The sequence below is a fragment of the Erwinia sp. MYb375 genome (genome assembly GCF_037479175.1).
In the GTDB taxonomy this organism is placed as follows: domain Bacteria; phylum Pseudomonadota; class Gammaproteobacteria; order Enterobacterales; family Enterobacteriaceae; genus Erwinia; species Erwinia rhapontici.
Window position 1 is genome coordinate 1,938,879 of record NZ_JBBGZS010000023.1, and the last position, 24,196, is coordinate 1,963,074.

Annotated in this window: 22 protein-coding genes, 1 rRNA gene and 1 pseudogene; 20 read left to right on the forward strand and 4 right to left on the reverse strand. The window is 53.2% G+C overall.

What is annotated here, in order from left to right; translation table 11 throughout:
* Window positions 1–336 precede the first annotated feature (336 nt).
* Window positions 337–1,203, forward strand: coding sequence for a nucleoside-specific channel-forming protein Tsx (locus tag WH279_RS21715; RefSeq protein WP_133845807.1), 867 nt, complete (start codon window positions 337–339; stop codon window positions 1,201–1,203).
* Window positions 1,204–1,315: 112 nt separating this feature from the next.
* Window positions 1,316–1,882 carry a spermidine N1-acetyltransferase gene (gene speG, locus WH279_RS21720; RefSeq protein ID WP_133845806.1) on the forward strand — a complete coding sequence of 189 codons (567 nt, stop codon included), beginning with the start codon at window positions 1,316–1,318 and terminating at the stop codon, window positions 1,880–1,882.
* Window positions 1,883–1,924: 42 nt separating this feature from the next.
* Here speG and WH279_RS21725 read toward each other — a convergent pair whose 3' ends face one another.
* Both WH279_RS21725 and WH279_RS21730 read right to left on the reverse strand, forming a co-directional pair.
* Window positions 1,925–2,347, reverse strand: coding sequence for a hypothetical protein (locus tag WH279_RS21725; RefSeq protein WP_339458819.1), 423 nt, complete (start codon window positions 2,345–2,347; stop codon window positions 1,925–1,927).
* Between the two features lie 112 nt (window positions 2,348–2,459).
* Window positions 2,460–2,795: a DUF2002 family protein gene (locus WH279_RS21730; RefSeq protein ID WP_200643667.1), complete on the reverse strand. Its 336-nt coding sequence runs from the start codon at window positions 2,793–2,795 to the stop codon at window positions 2,460–2,462.
* Window positions 2,796–2,946: 151 nt separating this feature from the next.
* Here WH279_RS21730 and WH279_RS21735 point away from each other — a divergent pair, with 151 nt between their 5' ends.
* The 13 genes and pseudogenes from WH279_RS21735 (at window position 2,947) to emrB (ending at window position 16,702) form a co-directional block, all read left to right on the forward strand.
* Window positions 2,947–3,270: a DUF883 family protein gene (locus tag WH279_RS21735; protein ID WP_200643668.1), complete on the forward strand. Its 324-nt coding sequence runs from the start codon at window positions 2,947–2,949 to the stop codon at window positions 3,268–3,270.
* Window positions 3,271–3,556: 286 nt separating this feature from the next.
* Window positions 3,557–3,799 (forward strand): glutaredoxin-like protein NrdH, encoded by a 243-nt coding sequence (gene nrdH / locus WH279_RS21740; RefSeq protein WP_133845802.1) that lies wholly within the window; start codon window positions 3,557–3,559, stop codon window positions 3,797–3,799.
* Window positions 3,800–3,803: 4 nt separating this feature from the next.
* The gene (gene nrdI, locus WH279_RS21745; protein WP_133845801.1) at window positions 3,804–4,214 is read left to right on the forward strand and encodes a class Ib ribonucleoside-diphosphate reductase assembly flavoprotein NrdI; all 411 of its coding nucleotides are present in this window, start codon (window positions 3,804–3,806) and stop codon (window positions 4,212–4,214) included.
* Window positions 4,187–6,337, forward strand: a complete 2,151-nt coding sequence (nrdE, locus tag WH279_RS21750) for a class 1b ribonucleoside-diphosphate reductase subunit alpha (protein WP_339458648.1) — start codon at window positions 4,187–4,189, stop codon at window positions 6,335–6,337. The genes nrdI and nrdE overlap by 28 nt, the downstream gene beginning before the upstream one ends.
* Before the next feature lie 222 nt (window positions 6,338–6,559).
* Window positions 6,560–7,519, forward strand: coding sequence for a class 1b ribonucleoside-diphosphate reductase subunit beta (nrdF, locus tag WH279_RS21755; protein ID WP_200643671.1), 960 nt, complete (start codon window positions 6,560–6,562; stop codon window positions 7,517–7,519).
* Window positions 7,520–7,914: 395 nt separating this feature from the next.
* On the forward strand, window positions 7,915–9,111 hold the full coding sequence (gene proV, locus WH279_RS21760) for a glycine betaine/L-proline ABC transporter ATP-binding protein ProV (RefSeq protein ID WP_339458651.1): 1,197 nt from the start codon (window positions 7,915–7,917) through the stop codon (window positions 9,109–9,111).
* The gene (gene proW, locus WH279_RS21765) at window positions 9,108–10,292 is read left to right on the forward strand and encodes a glycine betaine/L-proline ABC transporter permease ProW (protein WP_339458653.1); all 1,185 of its coding nucleotides are present in this window, start codon (window positions 9,108–9,110) and stop codon (window positions 10,290–10,292) included. The genes proV and proW overlap by 4 nt, the downstream gene beginning before the upstream one ends.
* 19 nt (window positions 10,293–10,311) lie before the next feature.
* The gene (gene proX, locus WH279_RS21770) at window positions 10,312–11,307 is read left to right on the forward strand and encodes a glycine betaine/L-proline ABC transporter substrate-binding protein ProX (protein ID WP_159338584.1); all 996 of its coding nucleotides are present in this window, start codon (window positions 10,312–10,314) and stop codon (window positions 11,305–11,307) included.
* A gap of 224 nt (window positions 11,308–11,531) precedes the next feature.
* On the forward strand, window positions 11,532–12,716 hold the full coding sequence (locus WH279_RS21775) for an MFS transporter (protein WP_339458658.1): 1,185 nt from the start codon (window positions 11,532–11,534) through the stop codon (window positions 12,714–12,716).
* A gap of 142 nt (window positions 12,717–12,858) precedes the next feature.
* Window positions 12,859–13,017: pseudogene (locus WH279_RS21780) on the forward strand (branched-chain amino acid ABC transporter permease); the annotation flags it as partial.
* A gap of 260 nt (window positions 13,018–13,277) precedes the next feature.
* A complete protein-coding gene (gene mprA, locus WH279_RS21785; RefSeq protein ID WP_339458661.1) occupies window positions 13,278–13,808 on the forward strand; it encodes a transcriptional repressor MprA in 531 nt (176 codons plus the stop codon).
* 168 nt (window positions 13,809–13,976) lie between these two features.
* Complete coding sequence (gene emrA, locus WH279_RS21790) at window positions 13,977–15,149, forward strand: multidrug efflux MFS transporter periplasmic adaptor subunit EmrA (protein ID WP_133845793.1); 1,173 nt, start codon at window positions 13,977–13,979, stop codon at window positions 15,147–15,149.
* Window positions 15,150–15,166: 17 nt separating this feature from the next.
* The gene (gene emrB, locus WH279_RS21795) at window positions 15,167–16,702 is read left to right on the forward strand and encodes a multidrug efflux MFS transporter permease subunit EmrB (RefSeq protein ID WP_339458665.1); all 1,536 of its coding nucleotides are present in this window, start codon (window positions 15,167–15,169) and stop codon (window positions 16,700–16,702) included.
* A 92-nt stretch (window positions 16,703–16,794) separates the two neighbouring features.
* On the opposite strand, the gene WH279_RS21800 is transcribed toward emrB, so the two are convergent.
* Window positions 16,795–17,835, reverse strand: a complete 1,041-nt coding sequence (locus tag WH279_RS21800; RefSeq protein ID WP_133845791.1) for a tRNA/rRNA methyltransferase — start codon at window positions 17,833–17,835, stop codon at window positions 16,795–16,797.
* 234 nt (window positions 17,836–18,069) lie between these two features.
* Here WH279_RS21800 and trxC point away from each other — a divergent pair, with 234 nt between their 5' ends.
* From trxC to WH279_RS21830, 5 genes are all read left to right on the forward strand, one after another.
* Entirely contained in the window at window positions 18,070–18,489 is a 420-nt protein-coding gene (gene trxC / locus WH279_RS21805) for a thioredoxin TrxC (protein ID WP_133845790.1), read from the forward strand.
* Between the two features lie 63 nt (window positions 18,490–18,552).
* Window positions 18,553–19,245 (forward strand): tRNA-uridine aminocarboxypropyltransferase, encoded by a 693-nt coding sequence (locus WH279_RS21810; RefSeq protein WP_339458669.1) that lies wholly within the window; start codon window positions 18,553–18,555, stop codon window positions 19,243–19,245.
* Window positions 19,246–19,358: 113 nt separating this feature from the next.
* Entirely contained in the window at window positions 19,359–22,028 is a 2,670-nt protein-coding gene (locus WH279_RS21815; RefSeq protein WP_159338587.1) for a bifunctional acetate--CoA ligase family protein/GNAT family N-acetyltransferase, read from the forward strand.
* A 99-nt stretch (window positions 22,029–22,127) separates the two neighbouring features.
* Window positions 22,128–23,483 carry a CDP-diacylglycerol--serine O-phosphatidyltransferase gene (pssA, locus tag WH279_RS21825; protein WP_159338589.1) on the forward strand — a complete coding sequence of 452 codons (1,356 nt, stop codon included), beginning with the start codon at window positions 22,128–22,130 and terminating at the stop codon, window positions 23,481–23,483.
* A gap of 53 nt (window positions 23,484–23,536) precedes the next feature.
* Window positions 23,537–23,857 (forward strand): YfiM family lipoprotein, encoded by a 321-nt coding sequence (locus tag WH279_RS21830; protein WP_339458673.1) that lies wholly within the window; start codon window positions 23,537–23,539, stop codon window positions 23,855–23,857.
* Window positions 23,858–23,958: 101 nt separating this feature from the next.
* On the opposite strand, the gene rrf is transcribed toward WH279_RS21830, so the two are convergent.
* A 5S ribosomal RNA gene (gene rrf / locus WH279_RS21835) occupies window positions 23,959–24,074 on the reverse strand.
* Window positions 24,075–24,196: the final 122 nt, after the last annotated feature.

Below are 24,196 nucleotides of genomic sequence, written 5' to 3' on the forward strand. Positions count from 1 at the left end.
TTTCAGTATGTCCACTCTCCCCGTATTTCTGCCATTTCCGGCAGGCAACCGTTTTCGCCTTGCCACAAACTGCCCTAAACCCCATTACGGGAAAAGTTCCCCTCACACGGCACTTTAATGTGATACCTGTCACACTTTAACTGAATTAAAATGAAACTGAATTTGACAAGTGTGAGCAATCTCTATTTCCTAATGCCCTGATAGCGGCACACTGCCGCAGTATTCATGGCGGGTGTTTTTGTTGCAGTGACAAACACCCATTTGTCGCCCGTAGATAACTTGACCCGACCAGCGCGCTGGCTGCCGAGCAGGGTCTCAGAGCATGTGGTAATAATAATGAAATATAAAATTATGATGGCTGGCGCACTGGCAGCACTTTCCTATACCAATGTTTCTCTCGCTGAAACCAACAGTCCGGAATATGTTTCTGACTGGTGGCACCAGAGCGTGAACGTCGTAGGAAGCTATCACACCCGCTTCGGGCCGCAGCTGAACAACGACGTCTATCTGGAATATGAAGCGTTTGCGAAAAAGGACTGGTTCGATTTCTACGGCTACATCGACGTTCCTAAATTCTTCGGCGTGGGTAACGGTAACGATGTCGGTGCATGGGATGATGGTTCTCCGTTCTTCATGGAGATCGAACCGCGCTTCTCCATTGATAAACTGACCGGCACCAACCTTGGTTTTGGTCCGTTCAAAGAGTGGTATTTCGCCAACAACTATATCTACGATATGGGCGACAACAAGGCGAGCCGCCAGAATACCTGGTATATGGGTCTGGGCACAGACATCGACACCCACTCTGATGTGGGCCTGTCACTGAACGTGTATGCCAAATACCAGTGGGAAAACTACGGTGCAGCCAATGAAGACAGCTGGGACGGCTACCGCTTCAAGGTGAAATACTTCGTTCCACTGACTCAGCTGTGGGGCGGCAACCTGACCTACATCGGCTTTACCAACTTTGACTGGGGTTCTGACCTCGCCGATAAAGCCGGCCCGTCACGCACCAGCAACTCTATCGCGTCCAGCCATATTCTCTCGCTGGGCTACGATCACTGGCACTACTCTGTTGTGGCGCGTTACTTCCACAACGGCGGCCAGTGGAATGACGGCACCGAGCTCAACTTCGGTAAAGGTGATTTTAACGTGAAATCAAACGGTTTCGGTTACTACCTGGTTGTCGGTTACAACTTCTGATCACCCGGGGATATCCCCAATGCTGACATAACGCGCCTTCGGGCGCGTTTTTTTTGCTGCAATAAACCGCTATACTCCTCCGGCAATATTGCGTCCGCTAAAAGGAATTTTTATGTCTGCCAAGTCTGTTGATCACAGTGTGAAACTGCGCCCGCTCGAACGCGAGGATCTGCGTTTTGTTCATCAGCTGGATAACAACGCCAGTGTGATGCGCTACTGGTTTGAAGAGCCGTACGAGGCGTTTGTTGAGCTGTCCGATCTTTACGACAAGCATATCCACGATCAGAGCGAACGTCGGTTTGTGGTTGAACACGATGGAAGTAATGCCGGGCTGGTTGAACTGGTGGAGATTAATCATATCCACCGTCGTGCAGAGTTTCAGATTATTATTGCCCCCAGCCATCAGGGAAAAGGGCTGGCCAGCAAAGCCGCGAAACTGGCGATGGATTACGGATTTTCGGTCCTTAATCTCTACAAACTTTACCTGATCGTCGATAAAGAGAACGAAAAGGCTATCCATATTTACCGTAAGCTGGGCTTTGAAATTGAAGGCGAGTTGATCCACGAATTCTTTATCAACGGTGAATATCGCAACACCATCCGCATGTGCATTTTCCAGCATCAGTATCTGGAAAAATTCAAACCTGCGCAGGGTATGGTCAAAACCACGGCGCAATAAACAACAACGGCAGGTGGGATAGCTCGACCTGCCGTAATTCGTTTAGCCGCCTCGCGCGCCGACCGGATTCATGATGGTCTGCAAGCGTTCCGGTTCAATCTTGTACATGCCCCCGTAGAACGGGTCGACCACCAGCCAGCCCGGGAAGCCAAGCAGCGGAATGTTGCCCAGCAGATACCACAGGTTCGGGCTCTCTTTCAGTGGGAGCGTTTGCGGCACATAGCCTGTACGCTCCAGCATCACCAGATACTTTTTCTTCCCGAAGTAGTTGCCGTTAGACTTCTGCAGCGTAACGGTTTTTGGCGTGTAGCCTTCAGCTACCGCTTTACCCGTTTCGTCCTGTACCACAAACTTCACCCCTGGGGGCTGAGTCTGAAGCGTCACATCCTGGGTTTCACTACCGACAATCGTGGCGCAACCACTTAACATCCACGCTGCTGCCAGCGCTGCTATCAGCCGTTTCATCATTCATCCTGCCTGAATCCATCATACTAACAGTCTACGCGTCAGATAAGGCAAGCTAGCGCGCTAATAGCGCGACGAATTGGTGGTTTATTCAGCCATTGGCACGCTGGGGTTAACCAAACATTCTTTCCAGATAGCGTTCCAGCGCAACGCGTGAGCTGAAACCATGAGGGATGCCGTAGTGATCGTTTGATTCCCCGACCAGATACATCGGGAAACGGACGTAATGGTCGCAGGTTTTAATATCCGATGATGCCGCGACGATCGCCTGGCTTCGCTCCTTGAGCGTTGGGTGAATGACCAGTGCGGTTCGCCCTAAACGAGCCTCACGGTTGACGTACACATAGTCTTCACCGCGACAGTAACCGTAAGTTTTTGCGGTGACCGCATCCATCTCAAATCCCGCTTTTTCCAGTACGCGAGCTACCTCATCCGGTCGTAAATACATACTTGCTCCTCTAAGTCTGCTAACCCCGCAACCTTACAACAGGCTGCACAGTCAGCGCTTTCGGAATAGTCCATAAACGCCCTGTCGTGCATAGCGTTCTCGGTGTGTGTTCTATACTTAATAGTACGTTTTCAGAGTAAGGGAGCAAAAAATGTTCAACCGGACAACAAAAAATAACGATATCGACCTGAATCAGGATGTTTCTCTGCTGGCTGACAGCCTGGATGATTTATTGAAATCCTGGGGAAGCAAATCAAAAGAGGAAGCGGATGAGGCACGCTCGCGGGCCGAATCCCTGCTGAAAGAGACGCGGGCCAAACTTCATGGCCACAACCGTGTGACCCAGGCTGCGAAAAACGCCGGAAATCATGTCGACAACTACGTCAATGATAAGCCCTGGCATGGTGTAGGTATCGGTGCCGCGCTGGGTATTCTCGTTGGGGCACTTATTGCCACCACCACATCCAGCAGATAGTCGAAAAAATTTGCGTCAGTAAGAGAAGCCCGTGGCGAAAGCTGCGGGCTTTTTTGTCATCAAAACTTTTTATTCGGGCGCAATCCTTGTGGCACAAGGCTTCAGTGTGAGCTGACTTAACAAATACTAAAATCCTATATGTTGTGTGGTTGCATTTCGACGACACTATATCTAGTATTTACTCCATCAAGACCACACTACATGGTGTGGCAGTGGTGGCGCTTCCTGGGGCAGTAAATTGGCGCCAGATACTCAAGATAACCGGCCCGCAAGGTAAATACGAATCATGCGCATTATTATTTACACTAAAGATAACTGTGTCCAGTGCAATGCAACAAAAAATGCCATGGACAAGAAAGGCATTGATTATCAGCTGATCAATCTGGACAGCGAACCCGCACATGTGGAGACCCTGAAGTCTCTCGGTTACCGCCAGGTGCCGGTGGTGATGGCTGAACAGGATCACTGGAGCGGTTTTCGCCCGGACAAAATCCATGCGCTGAGCCACCTGGCTGCGGCGCGGGGATGAGATCATGACCACGCTGGTATACTTTTCCAGCCTGTCTGAAAATACCCATCGATTTATCACCCGTTTAAATCTGCCTGCTGTGCGTATTCCACTGGACTACGCACAGTGCTTGCAGGTTGATCAGCCCTACATTCTGGTGGTGCCCAGCTACGGCGGCGGCACGGCTCAGGGTGCGGTCCCTAAACAGGTGATTCAGTTTTTGAATGATACCAATAATCGTCAGTTGATCCGCGGCGTTATCGCTGCTGGCAACCGCAATTTTGGCGAGGCTTATTGCCTGGCTGGCGATATTATTGCGCGAAAATGTCAGGTGCCTTATCTCTATCGCTTTGAGCTAATGGGCACCTCTGACGATATCGCTAACGTACACAAGGGAGTAACCCAATTTTGGCAGCGACAGACAGCACACTCATAGAGGCCACCGCAGCAACGCCGGATTACCATGCGCTTAATGCCATGCTTAATCTGTACGATGCTGAAGGTCATATTCAGTTCGAGAAAGATCGTGAGGCCACGCGCCAGTATTTTATCCAGCACGTGATCCCCAATAGCGTTCAGTTCGATTCCATTGCTGATCGTTTACAGTATCTGGTTTCAGAAGGCTATTACGAAGCTGACGTTCTGAATGCTTATCCGTTTGAGTTCGTCTGTTCGCTGTTTCAACAGGCTTACGACCGTCGTTTCCGCTTCCAGACGTTTCTTGGTGCATGGAAGTTTTATACCAGCTATACGCTGAAAACCTTCGACGGCAAACGCTATCTGGAAGGCTTCACTGAGCGCGTCTGCATGGTGGCCCTGACGCTGGCAAAAGGCGATCAGTCGCTGGCTCTCTCCTTGACCGATGAGATTCTCGCTGGCCGTTTCCAGCCTGCCACGCCAACCTTCCTGAACTGCGGTAAGCAGCAACGCGGTGAGCTGGTTTCCTGCTTCCTGCTGCGCATCGAAGACAATATGGAGTCGATTGGCCGTGCGGTGAACTCCGCGCTGCAGCTCTCCAAACGCGGTGGTGGTGTCGCTTTCCTGCTCTCAAACCTGCGTGAATCCGGTGCGCCCATCAAGCGTATCGAAAATCAGTCTTCCGGGGTGATCCCGGTGATGAAGATGCTGGAAGATGCGTTCTCCTACGCCAATCAGCTGGGCGCACGCCAGGGCGCGGGCGCTGTCTATCTCAATGCGCACCACCCCGATATCCTGCGTTTCCTTGATACCAAGCGCGAAAACGCCGATGAAAAAATTCGTATCAAAACGCTGTCGCTTGGCGTGGTGATCCCGGATGTCACCTTCCAGCTGGCGAAAGACAACCAGCCGATGGCGCTGTTCTCACCGTACGATGTCGAACGCATTTACGGCCTGCCCTTTGCCGATATCAGCATCAGCGAGAAATATGACGAAATGCTGGCCGACGAGCGCATCCGTCGCACCTTTATTAACCCGCGCGAGTTTTTCCAGACGCTGGCCGAAATCCAGTTTGAGTCCGGCTACCCGTACATCATGTTCGAAGATACGGTTAACCGCGCCAATCCGATTCATGGTCGCATCAATATGAGCAACCTGTGTTCGGAGATCTTGCAGGTCAATACCCCGACGGAATATAACGATGACCTCAGCTATAAGCGCATCGGTAAGGATATTTCCTGTAACCTCGGATCGCTGAATATCGCCCATGCGATGGATTCTGTCGATTTCGCACGCACGGTTGAAATTGCTGTACGTGGCCTGACGGCGGTGTCCGATCAAAGCCATATCCATTCCGTGCCCTCCATTGAACAGGGGAATGCGCAGTCGCACGCTATCGGCCTGGGACAGATGAACCTGCATGGCTATCTGGCGCGTGAAAGCATTCAGTACGGTTCCGAAGAAGGGCTGGATTTCACCAATATCTACTTCTATACCGTCACCTATCACGCCTTGCGCACCTCAAACCTGCTGGCACGCGAACGCGGTACCAGCTTTAGTGGCTTTGCCAACTCACGCTATGCCAGCGGTGAATACTTCAATCAGTATGTTGAGCAGAGCTGGCAGCCGCGCACGGCTCCCGTCGCCGCACTGTTTGCCAAAGCGGGGATCGCCATCCCTACGCAGGCACAATGGCAGGTACTTAAAGAATCGGTGATGCAGTACGGGCTGTACAACCAGAATTTACAGGCGATTCCACCGACCGGTTCGATTTCTTATATCAACCACGCCACATCAAGCATTCATCCGATTGTGTCGCGTATTGAAATCCGTAAGGAAGGAAAAACGGGCCGTGTCTATTACCCTGCGCCGTTTATGAACAACGATAACCAGGCGTTCTATCGTGATGCCTATGACATTGGTCCGGAAGCGATTATTGATACTTACGCGGAAGCTACGCGCCACGTCGATCAGGGTCTGTCACTGACGCTGTTCTTCCGTGATACCGCCACCACACGTGATATCAATAAGGCACAGATTTACGCCTGGAAGAAAGGCATCAAGACGCTGTACTACATTCGTCTGCGCCAGATGGCGCTGCAAGGCACCGAAGTTGAAGGCTGCGTGTCCTGCTCGCTGTAAAACATCGCAGCGGGAGGGCGAGGCATGCCTCGCCCCTACACCGTGCACAACCTTGCGTTGGGGGGTTACATGCCTCGTCCCGACAAATTCGTGCCCCGCACCGTATTGCGTAGGGGGGGCAGGCATGCCTGAACCGACAAATCGTGCCCCACATGTACAGCACCGTATCGCGTAGGGGTCAGGCATGCCTGACCCGTTAAGATCCGCCCCAGGAACAACAACATGAAATTAAAAAAAGTTCACGCCATTAACTGGAACAAAATCGAAGACGACAAAGATCTGGAAGTGTGGAATCGCCTCACCAGCAATTTCTGGCTGCCCGAGAAAGTGCCACTTTCTAACGATATTCCCGCGTGGAACTCCCTGAATCACGATGAACAACAGCTGACGATCCGCGTGTTCACCGGCCTGACGCTGCTGGATACCATTCAGAACACCCTGGGCGCACCCGCGCTGATGGCTGACGCACTGACGCCGCATGAAGAAGCGGTGATGTCGAATATCAGCTTTATGGAAGCGGTCCATGCGCGTTCCTACAGCTCGATCTTCTCCACGCTGTGCCACACCAGCGATGTTGATGCCGCTTACGCCTGGAGCGAAGAGAACGGTCCGTTGCAGCGCAAAGCCGAGATCATTCTTCAGCACTATTATGAGAACGATCCGCTGAAGAAAAAAATCGCCAGCGTGTTCCTTGAATCCTTCCTGTTTTATTCCGGTTTCTATCTGCCGATGTACTGGTCAAGTCGCGGCAAGCTGACGAACACCGCTGACCTTATCCGCCTGATTATTAAAGATGAAGCGGTTCACGGCTACTATATTGGCTACAAGTATCAGAAGGCGCTGGAGACGCAGAGTGCGCAGCGTAAAGAGGAGCTGCAACAGTTCGCCGTTGACCTCCTGCTGGCGCTGTATGAGAACGAGCTGGAGTACACCGATGCCCTGTATGAAGGTGTAGGCTGGCAGGAAGATGTGAAGAAGTTCCTGCATTACAATGCCAACAAAGCCCTGATGAACCTCGGCTATGAGGCGCTGTTCCCGTCTGAAATGACTGACGTGAACCCGGCGATCCTCTCTGCGTTGTCACCGAATGCCGATGAAAATCACGATTTCTTCTCCGGTTCCGGCTCCTCTTATGTGATGGGCAAAGCCGTCGATACCGAAGATACCGACTGGGACTTTTAATCCTTTCAGAGATGGCTGCGACTCACAGCCATCTTTCTCCCCTTTCCATTTTAATTAGTTATTAATTTTCAGACCTTCTCCCCCTTTTCAGTGACACCAATATGGCAGTTTTCTGACAATTATTTCCCTTGTCATAACGCCGGATAGCGGGCTAATTCAGCAGTCACTGCGATGTTTCTTAGCGAAATATTCATTTTTTTCAGACCAACTCAATTCGCTCTCATCCCTTACCTGCTCTGGCATTAGCCAGGACTGGCATCTCACTCCTCATTTACGAACCGCCCTTTTAGGGTTGTCTCAGATTCTCAGTGTGCTACGGTATAGGCCGTTAATATTTAACCACACAGAAGAGCAAATATATAAAACCAACCAATAACCAGGAAATTAATTAATGCATGGCTATTAAACTTGAAGTTAAAAATTTATATAAAGTTTTTGGGGAAAACCCCGAGCGCGCATTTAAGCACATTGAAAAAGGGATCAGTAAAGAGGCACTTCTGGAGAAAACCGGACTGTCTCTCGGCGTGAAAGACGCCAGTCTGGCCATTGAAGAAGGCGAGATTTTTGTCATCATGGGGTTATCCGGCTCAGGGAAATCCACCATGGTTCGCCTTCTCAATCGTCTGATAGAACCCACCCGCGGCCAGGTCATCATTGATGGCGAAGATATTGCCAAAATATCTGACAGTGAATTACGCCAGGTTCGCAGAAATAAGATCAGCATGGTATTCCAATCCTTTGCTTTGATGCCTCATATGACGGTATTAAATAATGCTGCCTTTGGAATGGAATTAGCCGGAATTCCTTTACAAGAACGTCAGGAAAAAGCACTAGATGCATTGCGTCAAGTGGGGCTGGATAATTATGCTCATGCCTACCCGGATGAACTCTCCGGTGGGATGCGTCAGCGTGTCGGATTAGCCCGCGCCCTCGCCATCAATCCCGACATATTATTGATGGATGAAGCCTTCTCTGCACTCGATCCATTAATTCGTACCGAGATGCAGGATGAGCTGGTGAAATTACAGTCTCGCCACCAGCGTACTATCGTCTTTATTTCCCACGATCTTGATGAAGCAATGCGCATCGGTGACCGCATTGCGATCATGCAAGGCGGGGAAGTGATTCAGGTCGGTACGCCGGATGAAATCCTCAATAATCCCGCGAATGACTACGTACGTACCTTCTTCCGCGGCGTGGATATCAGCCACGTGTTCAGCGCCAAAGATATTGCCCGCCGCAGTGCCGCAGCACTGATCCGTAAAGCCCCCGGTTTTGGCCCTCGTTCAGCGATCAAACTGCTTCAGGATAATGATCGCGAATACGGTTATGTCCTTGAGAAACAACGATTCGTTGGCACCGTATCGATTGATTCTCTGAAAGTGGCACTGGCCGCCGGCGAAGGCCTTGATCAGGCGCTGCTGGAGAGCCCGGCGGCCCTGCCCGCCGAGACGTCATTAAGCGATCTCCTCTCACACGTTGCGCAGGCCCCTTGTGCCGTGCCTATCGTGGGCGAAGAAGGTCAGTATGTAGGGATTATTTCCAAAGGAATGTTGTTGCAGGCATTAGACCGTGATGGAGGCCAGCCATGAGTGAACAAACCAGTAACCCGTGGGAGTCCGGCACCACGCAAAATGCCGCACCGGCTACCCAGGCGCCAACGGACAATAGCCAGGCCGCCGCCAGCAGCAGCGATCCCTGGGGTTCACCCACTGACGCGGCGACCACTCAGCCCACACCGGATGCCGCCACCAGCAGTGGTGATGCCTGGGGAACCGCCCCAGCCGGTGGTCATGACGCCGCAGCCAGCGGCGACTGGCTGAACAGTGCCCCGACCCCGCAGGTGGAACATTTTAATATTCTCGATCCGTTCCATAAAACCCTGATCCCGCTCGACAGCTGGGTGACCACCGCTATTGACTGGATTGTTGTCCACTTCCGCCCGCTGTTTCAGGGTATTCGCCTGCCGGTGGATTACATCCTCAGCGCCTTCCAGAACCTGCTGCTGGGCATGCCCGCGCCGGTGGCGATTATCGTGTTTGCGCTGATCGCCTGGCAGCTTTCCAGCTTCAGTATGGGGGTGGCCACGCTGGTCTCTCTGGTGGCCATTGGCGCGATAGGTGCCTGGTCACAGGCGATGGTAACACTGGCGCTGGTGCTGACCGCTCTGCTGTTCTGCATCATTATCGGTCTGCCGATGGGGATCTGGCTGGCACGCAGCGAACGAGCGGGCAAGATTATCCGCCCACTGCTGGATGCGATGCAGACCACGCCTGCGTTTGTCTACCTGGTGCCGATCGTCATGCTGTTCGGCATCGGTAATGTTCCGGGTGTGGTGGTGACGATTATCTTCGCCCTGCCACCGATTGTACGTCTGACCATTTTGGGCATTAAACAGGTGCCCGCTGACCTGATCGAAGCGGCAGAGTCATTCGGTGCCAGCCCACGTCAGATGTTGTTCAAGGTACAGCTGCCGCTGGCGATGCCCACCATTATGGCGGGGGTCAATCAGACGCTGATGCTGGCACTGTCGATGGTAGTGATAGCCTCGATGATCGCCGTCGGTGGTCTCGGCCAGATGGTGCTGCGCGGCATCGGCCGCCTGGATATGGGGCTGGCCACCGTCGGTGGCGTCGGCATTGTGATTCTGGCGATTATTCTCGACCGCCTGACGCAGTCGCTGGGACGCGACAGCCGCAGTCGTGGCAACCGTCGCTGGTACGCCAGTGGCCCTCTGGGTCTGCTGACTCGCCCTTTCTGCAAAACTAAATAACAAGAAGGTACTGATGACTATGCGAAAAATAACACTGCTGGCCGCCGCATTCACCACGCTGGCCGCCGCCCAGGTATCCGCCGCCGATCTGCCGGGTAAGGGTATTACCGTTAAGCCCGCACAGAGCACCATCACCGAAGAGACTTTCCAGACGCTGCTGGTCAGTCGTGCACTCACAAAGCTGGGCTACACCGTTGAAGCGCCGAGTGAAGTCGACTACAACGTGGCATACACCTCGATTGCTTCCGGCGATACCACTTTTATTGCCACTAACTGGAAACCGCTGCATGACGATATGTATAAAGCGGCAGGCGGTGACGCTAAATTCTATCGTCAGGGAACCTATGTGCAAGGGGCAGCCCAGGGCTACCTGATTGACAAAAAAACTGCCGAAAAATACCACATCACGCGTATCGATCAGTTGAAAGATCCGAAGCTGGCGAAACTGTTCGATACCAATGATGACGGTAAAGCCGATATGACCGGCTGTACGCCAGGCTGGGGCTGTGAAGCGGTGATTAATCACCAGATCAAGGCCTTTGATTTGACGAAGACCGTTGAGCATAACCAGGGTAACTACTCGGCGATGATCGCCGATACCATCACCCGCTTTAAAGAAGGCAAGCCCATCTTCTATTACACCTGGACGCCATACTGGGTGAGTGATGTGCTGGTGCCAGGCCGTGATGTCGTCTGGTTACAGGTGCCTTTCTCTTCGATGCCTGGCGAACAGAAAGACGTAGATACCAAGCTGCCTAACGGTGCGAACTACGGTTTCCCGGTGAACACCATGCACATCGTGGCCAATAAAGCCTGGGCTGAGAAAAACCCGGCTGCGGCAAAACTGTTTGCTGAGATGAAGCTGCCGATTGCTGATATCAATGCGCAGAACTCACGTATGCATCAGGGGCAGTCTTCTGAAGCCGATATCAACGCACACGTTGACGGCTGGATCAAAGCCCATCAGGCACAGTTTGATGGCTGGGTGAAGGACGCGCTGGCTGCCGGTAAATAATCACTCGACAGGGGCGACCGGAACAACGGTTCCGCCCTGAGCTTGAGTCACCGTAAGACTTGCGTAAGGGTCGGCTCTTTTATTGGGCCGACCCTTTTCTTATCAGGCAAAACAGGGTAACCCTGCTGCCGTACTGGTTTGTCCTGTCAATTATCATGTGAGTGAAATAGTTTTTTAGGTTATTATTAGCCACTCAGATAATTCTCACACTCATACTGGTTGTTATGACATCCCCACGTCCCGGCCTGAATTCTGCACTTGTCGCCCTGATGTCCATCGCTACAGGCCTATCCGTTGCCTGTAACTATTACGTGCAGCCTTTGCTGGCAACCATCGCTCAGACCTTCGATCTCTCATTCCATCAGGCAGGATTTATCGTCACCACCGCTCAGTTAGGCTATGCCGCCGGGCTGCTTCTGCTGGTGCCGCTCGGCGATATGCTTGAGCGCCGGGGGCTGATCGTCATCATGAGCCTGCTGGCTGCCGGCGGTATGGTAATCACTGCGCTGTCAGGTTCGCTGATGATGATGCTACTGGGTACCGTTCTGACCGGGCTGTTTTCTGTGGTCGCGCAGCTTCTGGTACCGCTGGCTGCCAGTCTCGCGGCACCGGAAAAACGGGGAAAAGTCGTCGGTACCGTCATGAGCGGCCTGTTACTGGGCATCCTGCTGGCACGCACCGTTGCAGGGGGGCTGGCGCAGTTAGGCGGATGGAGACTGGTTTACTGGGTGGCGAGTGTATTGATGGTAATGATGGCACTGGCCTTGTGGCGCTGGCTGCCTCGTTATAAGCAATCGGTTCCGTTAAATTATGGCCAGCTGCTGGGATCTATTTTCACCCTGTTCGCACAGCATCCGATATTGCGTACCCGTGCCATTACTGGCTGCCTGGCGTTTGCTAACTTCAGCGTGCTCTGGACCTCGATGGCGTTTCTGCTGTCATCGCCAGAATGGAATTATTCCGAAGGTGAGATTGGTCTTCTGGGTCTGGTTGGCGCAGCGGGAGCTCTGGCAGCACGGCAAGCAGGGTCACTGGCCGATAAAGGCAAAGCCCGCCTTACCACCAGCGCAGGCCTGCTGATCCTGCTGGCTTCATGGGGCATTATCGCGTTTGGTGCACACTCATTAATCGCTCTGATTATCGGGATTATCCTACTCGACCTGGCCGTACAGGGCGTGCATATTACCAATCAGAGCGTGATTTATCGTCATATGCCGGAAGCACGTAACCGACTGACCTCCGGCTATATGACCAGCTATTTTATCGGCGGTGCCGCCGGCTCACTGCTTTCCGCATCCGCTTTTCAGACGGCAGGCTGGTATGGTGTCTGCACAGTCGGTGCTCTGTTAACCTTAGTTAATCTATTTAACTGGTGGCGAAGTCATCATTATGAGGCTGAATTGCATTGATTTTTTGCGGTGAAAATGAAGTTTTTTCAATGCCTGCTGCCTGTTAAGACATTTCGTACTCTGGTAAGGTTAGGCGCAATTTATTCAGGCTGGTGATGTTTTCAGATGAAATTATTCAGTAACAGTAGAGTAACATTAGCTCATGGCTGAGCATCAGAACCTGGTTACAGATGAAAATCTTCCCCGCGCCAGTGGGTGTGAAGGCGAAACAGACAGCCTGCCGAGGGTGATTGGCTACCTGCCTGTCGCATTTGCCTTTGGTCTGAATGCCTCCCGTCCTGGTTTTACTCCATCTGAAGCTTCTGTTTCATCTTCGTCACTGACCGATATTTTAGCGATTTTGCCAACCCTTGTGGGTTTCGGCTTGCTGAGTATTACCTTCTATTTTTCGCGCAGCATTGTTTATTCAATGCTGTTGAGCGCCCTGGGTTACGGAGTGACCTGGAAACTACTGATGATGGCAGCATAAACGTGAGTGAATCACCGTCTGCAGAGAAGTGGAATTACTTTATTAATCATCATTGTTATTATACCAGTTGCAACTAGTGAGGTTCCTACATAATGGAAAGTTCGTTTACTCCCATTGAACAGATGCTGAATTTTCGTGCTAATCGTCAGAAAGATTTCCCGTTACAGGAAATTATGCTGACCCGTCTGTGTATGCACATGCAGAGTAAGTTGCTGGAAAACCGCAACAAAATGCTGAAGGCACAGGGGATCAACGAAACGCTGTTTATGGCATTAATTACGCTGGATGCGCAGGAAGATCACAGCATTCAACCGTCAGAACTGAGTTCTGCGCTAGGTTCATCCCGCACTAACGCCACGCGTATTGCCGATGAGCTGGAAAAACGCGGCTGGATTGAGCGTCGTGAAAGCGATAACGACCGCCGTTGTCTGCATCTGCATCTGACGCCAAAAGGACACGAGTTCCTGCGTCAACTTCTGCCACCACAGCATCAGTGCCTGCAACTATTGTGGTCAGCACTGAGCTCATCAGAAAAATCACAGCTTGAGGAAATCACCCGCAAACTGTTGAACCGTCTCGATAAAATGGATGAAGAGGAAGTTGTCGCCTCCCTTTCCAGATAATTGATCCACTAATAGCATAATGTGCGACACACCATTTATTGGAAATCGCTACTTTAAGCCCCTTTAGAACACATTCATGCCAGCGCTTACCCCGCTGGCATTTTAGACTCGGGCGATCGCACGTATTGATGATAGCGGCCCCGAATGGCAGAGAATCAGGAGAACATCATGAGTGCAAGCGCGGTGACACAAGACCCGCAACAGCCACGCAATAAGAAAAAGACGCGCAAAAATGCACTGATTTTTCTGGCTGTACTGTTCGTCATTATCGGGGTGGCTTATCTGACGTACTGGTTCCTGGTATTACGTCATTTTCAGGAAACAGATGACGCCTATATTGCCGGAAATCAGGCACAGGTGATGGCGCAAGTCTCCGGCAGCGTCAATAAAGTCTGGTTTGACGATACTGACTTCGTGAAAAAAGGTGATGTGCTGGTCACGCTGGATCGTACCGATGCTGAACAGGCTTTCGAGAAAGCACAGACGGCACTGGCAACCAGCGTACGTCAGACACACCAGCTGATTATCAATGGCCGACAGTATCAGGCCACTATCGGCTTGCAGAAAACGGCCCTCGAACAGGCTCAGGCGGATTTACGTCGTCGCGAACCACTGGGTGCATCCAACCTGATTGGCAAAGAAGATCTGCAACATGCCCGCGATGCGGTTGCCACAGCGAAAGCTCAGCTTGATGTGGCCATGCAGCAGTACAACGCGAACCAGGCGATGATTCTGGATACGTCACTGGAAAACCAACCCGCAGTGAAACAGAACGCCGCCGCCCTGCGTGATGCCTGGCTGGCACTGCAACGTACCAACATCATCAGCCCCATTGATGGCTATGTGTCGCGTCGCAGCGTGCAGGTAGGTTCACAAATCGGTACAACCACGCCGCTGCTGGCGATTGTTCCGGCCAATAATCTGTGGGTGGATGCTAACTTCAAAGAGACGCAGCTGGCAGGCGTTCGTATCGGCCAGCCAGCCACGGTGGTCAGTGATATCTACGGTGATGACGTGGTGTATAAGGGCAAAGTGGTCGGCCTTGATATGGGAACGGGCAGCGTGTTCTCCCTGTTACCGGCGCAAAATGCCACCGGCAACTGGATCAAAGTCGTTCAGCGTCTGCCTGTACGTATCGAACTTGACCCACAGGAAGTGGCGAAACATCCACTGCGCATTGGCCTGTCGACGCTGGTCAAAATCGATACCAGCAACAGTGAAGGTGCCGTACTCGCCACCAGCGTACGCAGCAAGCCTGCCTACGAAAGTGATGCACTGGCACTGGACCTGACGCCAGCGAATCAGCTGATTAGCGATATTATCCGTGCCAATGCCGGCTAAAACGGCGGGAGACTGTTATGGCGCGTAAACCGCTTGAAGGCGCGCAACTGGTTCTGATGACCATTGCGCTGTCGCTGGCTACTTTTATGCAGGTGCTGGATTCCACGATTGCTAACGTGGCGATCCCCACCATTGCCGGGAACCTGGGGGCCTCGAACTCCCAGGGGACCTGGGTGATCACCTCGTTTGGCGTAGCTAACGCAATTTCGATTCCGATCACCGGCTGGCTGGCCAAGCGTTTCGGGGAAGTGAAACTGTTCCTGTGGTCGACGGTGGCCTTCGTCATCGCCTCCTGGCTATGCGGCATGTCCGAAAGCCTGAGCATGCTGATCTTCTTCCGCGTGATCCAGGGGATCGTCGCGGGTCCCTTGATCCCGCTGTCACAAAGCCTGCTGTTAAGCAATTATCCCCCCGCGAAACGTAGTGTCGCACTGTCGCTGTGGGCAATGACCGTGATCGTCGCGCCGATCTGCGGCCCTATTCTGGGCGGCTGGATCAGTGATAACTATCACTGGGGATGGATCTTCTTTATCAACGTGCCTATCGGCGTGGTGGTGGTGATCCTGGCTTTACAGACATTACGTCATCGCGAAACGGAAACGGTCATCCGTCCGATAGATACCGTCGGTCTGGTGCTACTGGTGGTCGGTATCGGCTGTCTGCAGGTCATGCTGGATCGCGGTAAAGAGCTGGACTGGTTCAGTTCCCCTGAAATCATCACATTAACGGTCATCGCCGTCGTAGCCCTGGTGGTGCTACTGGTGTGGGAGTTGACCGACGATCACCCGATCGTGGATTTGTCGCTGTTTAAATCGCGCAACTTCACCATCGGCTGTCTGTCGATCAGCCTTGCCTATATGCTCTATTTCGGTTCAATCGTTCTGCTGCCGCAATTGCTACAGGAGGTCTACGGCTATACGGCCACCTGGGCGGGGCTGGCCTCGGCACCGGTGGGGATTATTCCGGTCATACTGTCACCGATTATCGGCCGTTTTGCGCATAAGCTGGATATGCGACGGCTGGTGACGTTCAGCTTCATTATGTATGCGGTGTGCTTCTACTGGCGCGCCTATACCTTTGAACCGGGCATGGACTTTGCTGCCTCCGCCTGGCCGCAGTTTATCCAGGGGTTTGCGGTGGCCTGCTTCTTTATGCCACTGACAACCATTACCCTTTCCGGGCTGCCACCGGAAAGGCTGGCGGCGGCATCCAGCCTGTCGAACTTTACCCGAACGCTGGCCGGTTCGATTGGCACCTCGATTACCACGACCATGTGGACCGATCGTGAGTCGCTGCATCATGCCCATCTGACAGAGTCGGTAACGCCATACAGTACAAACTCGCAACAGATGTACGCGAAGCTGGAACAAATGGGTATGACCCATGACCAGGCATCAGCCTACCTTGCACAGCAGATCACCAATCAGGGGCTCATCATCTCAGCCAATGAGATCTTCTGGGCTTCTGCGGGGGTGTTTATCCTGCTGCTGGTGCTGGTGTGGTTTGCCCGTCCACCGTTTGGTGCTGGCGGGGGCGGGGGCGGCGCCCATTAAAAAAGGGGCAGATCATTGATCTGCCCCTGGAATCAGGGGGTGGCCCGTTTGAAGGCCCCCCCCTTTTTTATTGCCGTTCGTTCATGCCTGGATCAGACGTTCTGACGCCACCATTCGGCCAGCAGTACACCGGTTGCGACGGAAACGTTCAGACTTTCTACTTTCCCGGTCCCGCCGATAGAAACGCTCAGGTCGCCCTGATCGAAGGTGCTGTCAGACAGACCATCACGTTCCTGACCCAGTACCAGGACCATTTTTGCCGGCAATTCAGCTCGTGAGAGCGGCACACCTTTATGGCTGGACGTGGTAACAATGGTATAGCCTGCTTTGCGGAACGCGCTCAGACCTGCGGCAAAGTTCTCGCCGCTAATTGCCTGAACATGCTCTGCGCCGCCTTCAGCAGTACGCACAGCGGCGCCCGACTCCAGCAGGGAAGCATCATCCACCAGCAAACCTTTCACACCAAAGTGTGCGCAGCTACGCATAATGCCGCCGAGGTTGTGCGGGTTGCCGATATCTTCCAATGCCAGCACGCAATCTTTCTCACCGGCTGTTGCCAGCCATTCGCTAACGGGCATGCCCACGCGTTTTTTGATCAGGAAGCAAACACCGCCGTGGTGTTCAGTGCCGGAAGCTTTCTGCAGCTCGGCTTCATCCACAGTGTGGTAAGCCTTGCGGTTGGCCGCCATATATTTTAACGCTTCACGGAAACGCGGTGTGACGCTCTGGATAAACCAGGCACGCACAATACTTTCCGGACGGCTCTGGAACAGGGCCTGGCAGGCATTTTCGCCATACACACGCGTCTCTTCCATACGCTGACGGCGTATCTGCTCGGGATCGATATAACTTTTACCGCTGATGCCACCATGGTCCGGTTTATCATCAACAGCGGGCGCAGCATTTGGCGCACGGGAAACGGTACGCCACGGAGAGTCAGAGTGCCCTTCGTCGCGATCGCGCCCGCCACGTGGCTTGCTGTCTGCATTACGTGAAGGACGGCGTGCGCCATCCTGCTGACGTGGGCCGCCTTTACCGGTACGGGGATTCCCGCCCTTGTTGCTGCTCTCGTCATCACCGCGGACATACATCACTTTGACCTTGCCGCTCTTACCTTTAAATTCGTCGTTCATTTTTCCTCCACCTGGCCTGAGCGCGAAGCGCGCAGATTACCTGATGTGGCAGCACTTAGCTATCAACTTCCAATAAAAGCCAGTAGCCGCTAATCCGCATCATTGTTATGAGACATTACCTATTATACCCATTGAACAAATCTCGTTGTTAGCCTCTTCACCCGACAGCATAATGTTGGCTGATTTACTAAGAATCGCAGTAAGTAATCACTTACTCCTGAACTGAGGTGAATAATGAATACGGTTTGTGCATCCTGCCAGGCGACCAACCGCGTACCGGCTGAACGGCTGACTGACGGCGCCAAATGCGGCCGCTGTGGTCACGTGCTATTTGACGGCCATGTGGTCAATGCCACCGCCGCAACTCTGGACAAATACCTGCAGGATGACCTGCCGGTAGTGATCGACTTCTGGGCCCCCTGGTGCGGCCCGTGCGTTAATTTTGCCCCGGTGTATGAATCGGTGGCGCAGGAACGTAACGGTAAGATTCGTTTCCTGAAAGTAAATACCGAAGCTGAGCCAGAACTGAGTGCACGCTTTCGCATCCGCAGCATTCCGACCATTATGGTGTTTAAACAGGGCCAGATGGCGGATATGTTAAACGGTGCGATGCCAAAAGCGCCTTTCGAAGCCTGGCTGGACGAAAATCTGTAACCATCTGGCCGGGCACGCCCGGCCAGAATCCGTTAGAATAGCGTTTTTCCTTGATGACCGATCATGACCGATAACGCCGTTCTGTTGCTGCGCGCTGCACGCCTTGCCCGAGCCACCCGTCCTTTCCTTGCCCGAGGTAATCGCATTACGCGCTGCCAGCGTTGTCTGCTGCCGCAAAAAAATTGCCTGTGCGACACCATTGATAGCCAGCAGGCACGCAGCCGCTTTTGTCTGGTAATGTTTGACAGCGAACCCCTGAAACCCAGTAACACCGGACGGCTGATCGCAGATATTCTGCCGGATACGCTGGCGTTTGGCTGGTCGCGGACCGCACCCGATGCCGCCCTGCTTGAAGCCGTACGCGACCCGCGTTATCAGCCCGTTGTCGTTTTCCCGGAATCCTATGCCGACGCTGGCCGTGCAGTACTGAACAGCCCACCCACCAGCGGAAAACCACCGCTGTTTATCATGCTGGACGGCACCTGGACCGAAGCGCGTAAAATGTTTCGCAAAAGCCCGTGGCTGGACACTCTCCCGGTGATGTCGTTGACCCTGACCCGCCCTTCTAACTATCAGTTACGCGTCGCCCACGCCGAAGGCCAGCACTGCACGGCAGAAGTCGCCGCCGAGTTGCTGTTACAGGCGGGCGACACCGCTGCGGGTGAGGCTCTGTTTCGCCACTTTGATCTGTTCCGCCAACGTTACCTCGCTGGAAAACCCCATCACCCACAGCAGATGGCTGAAAATGATGAATAAATTCTGGCTGCGATCAATTAACTGATACGCAATCCAGCATCTTCGTCAGACCCGGAGTAAACTCAAGCTACTTTGCCCGGCAGCATAGCGGGTCATTCTCGAAGGGAGCGGAGATGAGTCAACGAGGATTAGAAGCCCTGCTTAAACCGAAATCCATTGCGGTGATCGGTGCCTCCACCCGGCCTGAACGTGCCGGCTATCTGATGATGCGTAACCTGCTGGCCGGGGGATTCAGCGGGCCGGTACTCCCGGTAACGCCCAAATATCAGGCGGTTTGTGGTGTGCTGGCATGGCCTGATATTCCCAGCCTGCCACTCTCTCCCGATCTCGCCATTATCTGCACCCATGCAAAACGCAATCTTGAGCTGCTCACGGCACTGGGCGAACGTGGCTGTAAAGCCTGTATCATTCTCTCTGCTCCTGCCGAGCAGCTTGCTGAACTGAAAGCCTGTGCCAGCCGCTGGCAAATTCGACTCCTTGGCCCTAATAGCCTGGGTTTGCTTGCGCCGTGGCAGGGGCTGAATGCCAGCTTCTCCCCGGTGCCTATTACCCCTGGCAAGCTGGCCTTTATTTCCCAGTCTGCGGCGGTGTCCAATACCATTCTTGATTGGGCGCAACAACGACAACTGGGTTTCTCCTGGTTTATCGCGTTAGGTGACAGCCTGGATATTGATGCCGATGATCTGCTGGACTTCCTGGCGAGAGACGGGAAAACCAGCGCCATTTTGTTGTACCTTGAGCATCTCAGCGATGCCCGTCGTTTTGTTTCAGCCGCCCGTAGCGCTTCGCGTAATAAGCCGATTCTGGTGATTAAAAGTGGCCGCAGCCCCCATGCCCAAAAGTTACTGAAAACCCACGGTGGGATGGACGCCGCCTGGGATGCCGCCATTCAACGTGCGGGTCTATTGCGTGTGCAGGATACCCATGAACTGTTCTCCGCGGTGGAGACACTCAGCCATATGCGCCCACTACGTGGGGAGCGGTTGATGATCATCAGTAACGGTGCGGCACCGGCGGCACTGGCACTGGATGCACTCTATGCCCGTAACGGTAAGCTTGCTACGCTGAGTGAGTCTTTACTCACTGAAATGGCCTCACTGCTCCCGGAAGGTGTCACGCCAGGTAACCCGCTCGATCTGAAAGATGATGCCACCCCGGAGCACTATTTACAGGCATTGTCCCTGCTGCTCTCCAGCCATGACCTGGATGCCATTTTGATCATTCATGCGCCCAGCGCAGTCGCACCGCCCACACTGACAGCCCAGAAGATTATCGCCCTGGTGAAACAGCATCCGCGCGGTAAACAGCTCACCTTGCTGACCAACTGGTGTGGTGAGTATTCATCACTGGACGCACGTCGTCTGTTTAATGATGCCGGTATTCCAACGTATCGCACCCCCGAAGGGACGGTGACGGCCTTTATGCATATGGTAGAGTACCGCCGTAACCAGAAACAGCTACGTGAAACGCCTGCATTGCCCGCCAACCTGACCGCAAATACCACCGATGCACATCGTTTGATCCATCAGGCATTAAAAGACGGTGCCACCTCGCTGGATACGCATGAAGTTCAGCCTATTCTGCAAGCCTTCGGCCTGACCACACTTCCCACCTGGATTGCCAGCGACAGCGCAGAAGCCGTGCAGATCGCCGGGCAGATTGGCTATCCGGTAGCGCTGAAACTGCGCTCGCCGGATATTCCGCATAAATCTGAGGTGCAGGGGGTGATGTTATATCTGCGTACCCCGGACGAGGTACAACAGGCTGCCGAAGCCATTATCGATCGCGTGCAGCTCGCCTGGCCGCAGGCTCGCATCCAGGGATTGCTGGTACAAAGCATGGCGAACCGTGCCGGAGCGCAGGAACTGCGCATCGTGGTGGAGCAGGACCCGCTGTTCGGGCCGGTGATTATGCTGGGAGAAGGCGGAGTGACCTGGCATGCCGACAAGCAAGCGGTTATCGCCCTGCCGCCGCTGAATATGACCCTGGCGCGCTATCTGGTGATTCAGGCCATTAAGAAGGGAAAAATACGTGGCCGCAGCGCGCTTCATCCACTGGATATTGTGGGCCTGAGCCAGGTGCTGGTCAGGGTATCCAACATGGTGGTTGACTGCCCGGAAATCGTGCGGCTGGATATTCATCCGTTACTGGCCAGTCATGATGAATTTACTCTGCTGGATGTGACGCTCCAGCTGGCTGAGTTCAACGGAGATGCCGAAGCCAGGCTGGCGATCCGCCCTTATCCTCATGAACTGGAAGAGGCCGTGCAGTTAAAAAATGGCCAGCAGTGTCTGTTCCGGCCTATTCTGCCAGAGGATGAACCGCTGCTGCAGCAGTTTATTGCTCAGGTAACGAAAGAAGATCTCTACTACCGCTATTTTAGTGAGATCAACGAGTTCACCCATGACGATTTGGCTAACATGACGCAGATCGACTACGATCGTGAAATGGCGATTGTCGCAGTACGCCAGCATCAGGGGCAGGATGAGATCATCGGGGTGACCCGTGCCATCTCTGATGCCGATAACATTGATGCCGAATTTTCGGTATTGGTACGCTCAGATTTGAAAGGACTTGGCCTCGGCAGGCGTCTGCTGGAAAAGATGATCATCTATACCCGGCAGCATGGCTTACAGCAGTTGAACGGCATTACCATGCCGGGTAACAGAGGTATGGTCACTCTGGCACGTAAGCTGGGTTTTGCCATCGACATCCAACTGGAAGATGGCATTGTCGGCCTGTCACTGCTGTTGCAAAACACTCACACAGGCGACGAAAAGTAAATCTGATAGCATCATGACCAACTAGTGGTATTATTCGCGGTTAGGGTCATGATTTTATGGCAAAAGGCCATTCTATGAACAGAGAAGAAACGCACTGTGATGTTGTCAAAATTTAAACGCAATAAACACCAACAGCACCTTGCGCAACTGCCTAAAATAGCTCAGTCAGTTGCTGATTTCACCACGCTGTATTCACCCGCAGAATTTCGCGAAACGCTGCTGGAAAAAATTGCGTCTGCCACACGGCGTATCTGCATCGTGGCCCTCTATCTGGAAAATGATGAGGGTGGTCGCGCCATCCTGTCTGCACTTTATGCAGCAAAACAGCAGCGCCCTGAACTGGATATTCGCGTTCTGGTCGACTGGCATCGTGCCCAGCGTGGGCGCATCGGCGCGGCGGCTGGAGCAACCAATGCCGACTGGTATTGTGACATGGCGGCCCAGCACCCCGGTCTGGCGATTCCAGTCTATGGCATTCCGGTGAATACGCGTGAAGCACTCGGTGTTTTACACCTGAAAGGCTCCATCATTGATGATACCGTGCTGTATACCGGGGCCAGTTTTAACGATGTTTATCTGCATCAGCAAGACAGATATCGCTATGACCGCTACCAGTTGATCGGTAATCGCACGCTGGCAGATACCATGTTTGACTGGATTGAAAACAATCTGATTCAGGCGGAAGCGGTCAATCGTCTTGATCAGTATGAGCGGCCAAAAAGCCCGGAAATAAAAAACGAAACCCGGCAATTCCGTCAGGATTTGCGTGGCTTCGACTACCAGTTTAACGGGGATGCCAACAACGAAGAGCTGGCGGTTACGCCTCTGGTTGGCCTCGGTAAACGTAGCCTGTTGAACAAAACCATCTATCATCTGATGCCCTGCGCCGAGCAGAAGCTGACGATCTGTACGCCCTACTTCAATCTCCCCGCTATTCTGGTGCGTAACATTATCTATCTGTTGCGACAGGGTAAGGATGTCGAGATTATTGTTGGCGACAAAACAGCGAACGATTTCTATATCCCGGAAGATCAGCCATTCAAGATCATCGGCGCGCTGCCTTATCTTTATGAGATTAACCTGCGTCGTTTCCTCAGCCGCTTACAGTACTATGTCAACAGTGGGCAACTCACCGTACGCTTGTGGAAAGATGGTGAGAATAGCTACCACCTTAAAGGGCTGTGGGTTGATGACGAATGGATGATGGTCACGGGGAATAACCTGAATCCGCGCGCCTGGCGCCTGGATCTGGAAAATGCTGTACTGATCCACGATCCCCTCCAACAACTGACCGCGCAGCGCGATCACGAGCTAAACCTGATCCGTCAACATACCACCACCGTGCAGCATTTCCACGATCTGGAAAGCATTGCGGATTATCCGGTGAAAGTTCGTAAGCTTATCCGCCGCTTACGACGTATTCGTATCGATCGGTTAATCAGCCGTATTCTGTAATCTGCCTCTGTTTTCGCGCCCCGCTCAGCCGGGGCTTTTTTATGGGAGGATGTATGCGTATCTGCCTGCTGGCTGCTGTATTATTTTGCAGTGGCTGTACTCATATGGCCCAGGATGAGTGGACCGGGCGTGATAAAGCCCAGCATTTTCTCTCATCCGCTTTTCTTTCAGCCGCCGGAAACGCCTATGGAGAACATCAAAACTGGCGTGAAGGCCATAGCGGCAGCTTCGGGGTGATGCTTGCAATTAGCCTCGGCGCGGTAAAAGAGCTGTACGATAGCAGAGAGGGTGGAAGCGGCTGGAGCTGGAAGGATTTTAGCTGGGATGTCGCCGGTGCTGCCACCGGCTATGCATTATGGAACCTGGGTCAGTAGTGACAGCTTCAGACTATTTCGTGTCAGATCGACGATTATCGCCAGATTCAAAGCACAAAAAAGCCTCATACTTTCGTATGAGGCTTGTCTGCTTATTTGATGCCTGGCAGTTCCCTACTCTCGCATGGGGAGACCCCACACTACCATCGGCGCTACGGCGTTTCACTTCTGAGTTCGGCATGGGGTCAGGTGGGACCACCGCGCTAAAGCCGCCAGGCAAATTCTTTGTGCATGAAACGAATCTTTTTCACTGATGCAGCGTTGTCACCCTCCCGTCTCTCAGTCACATACTTCAGTATGCTCCCTCGTGCCGCCCCGGGCTCCGCCTTGCCTCAGCGT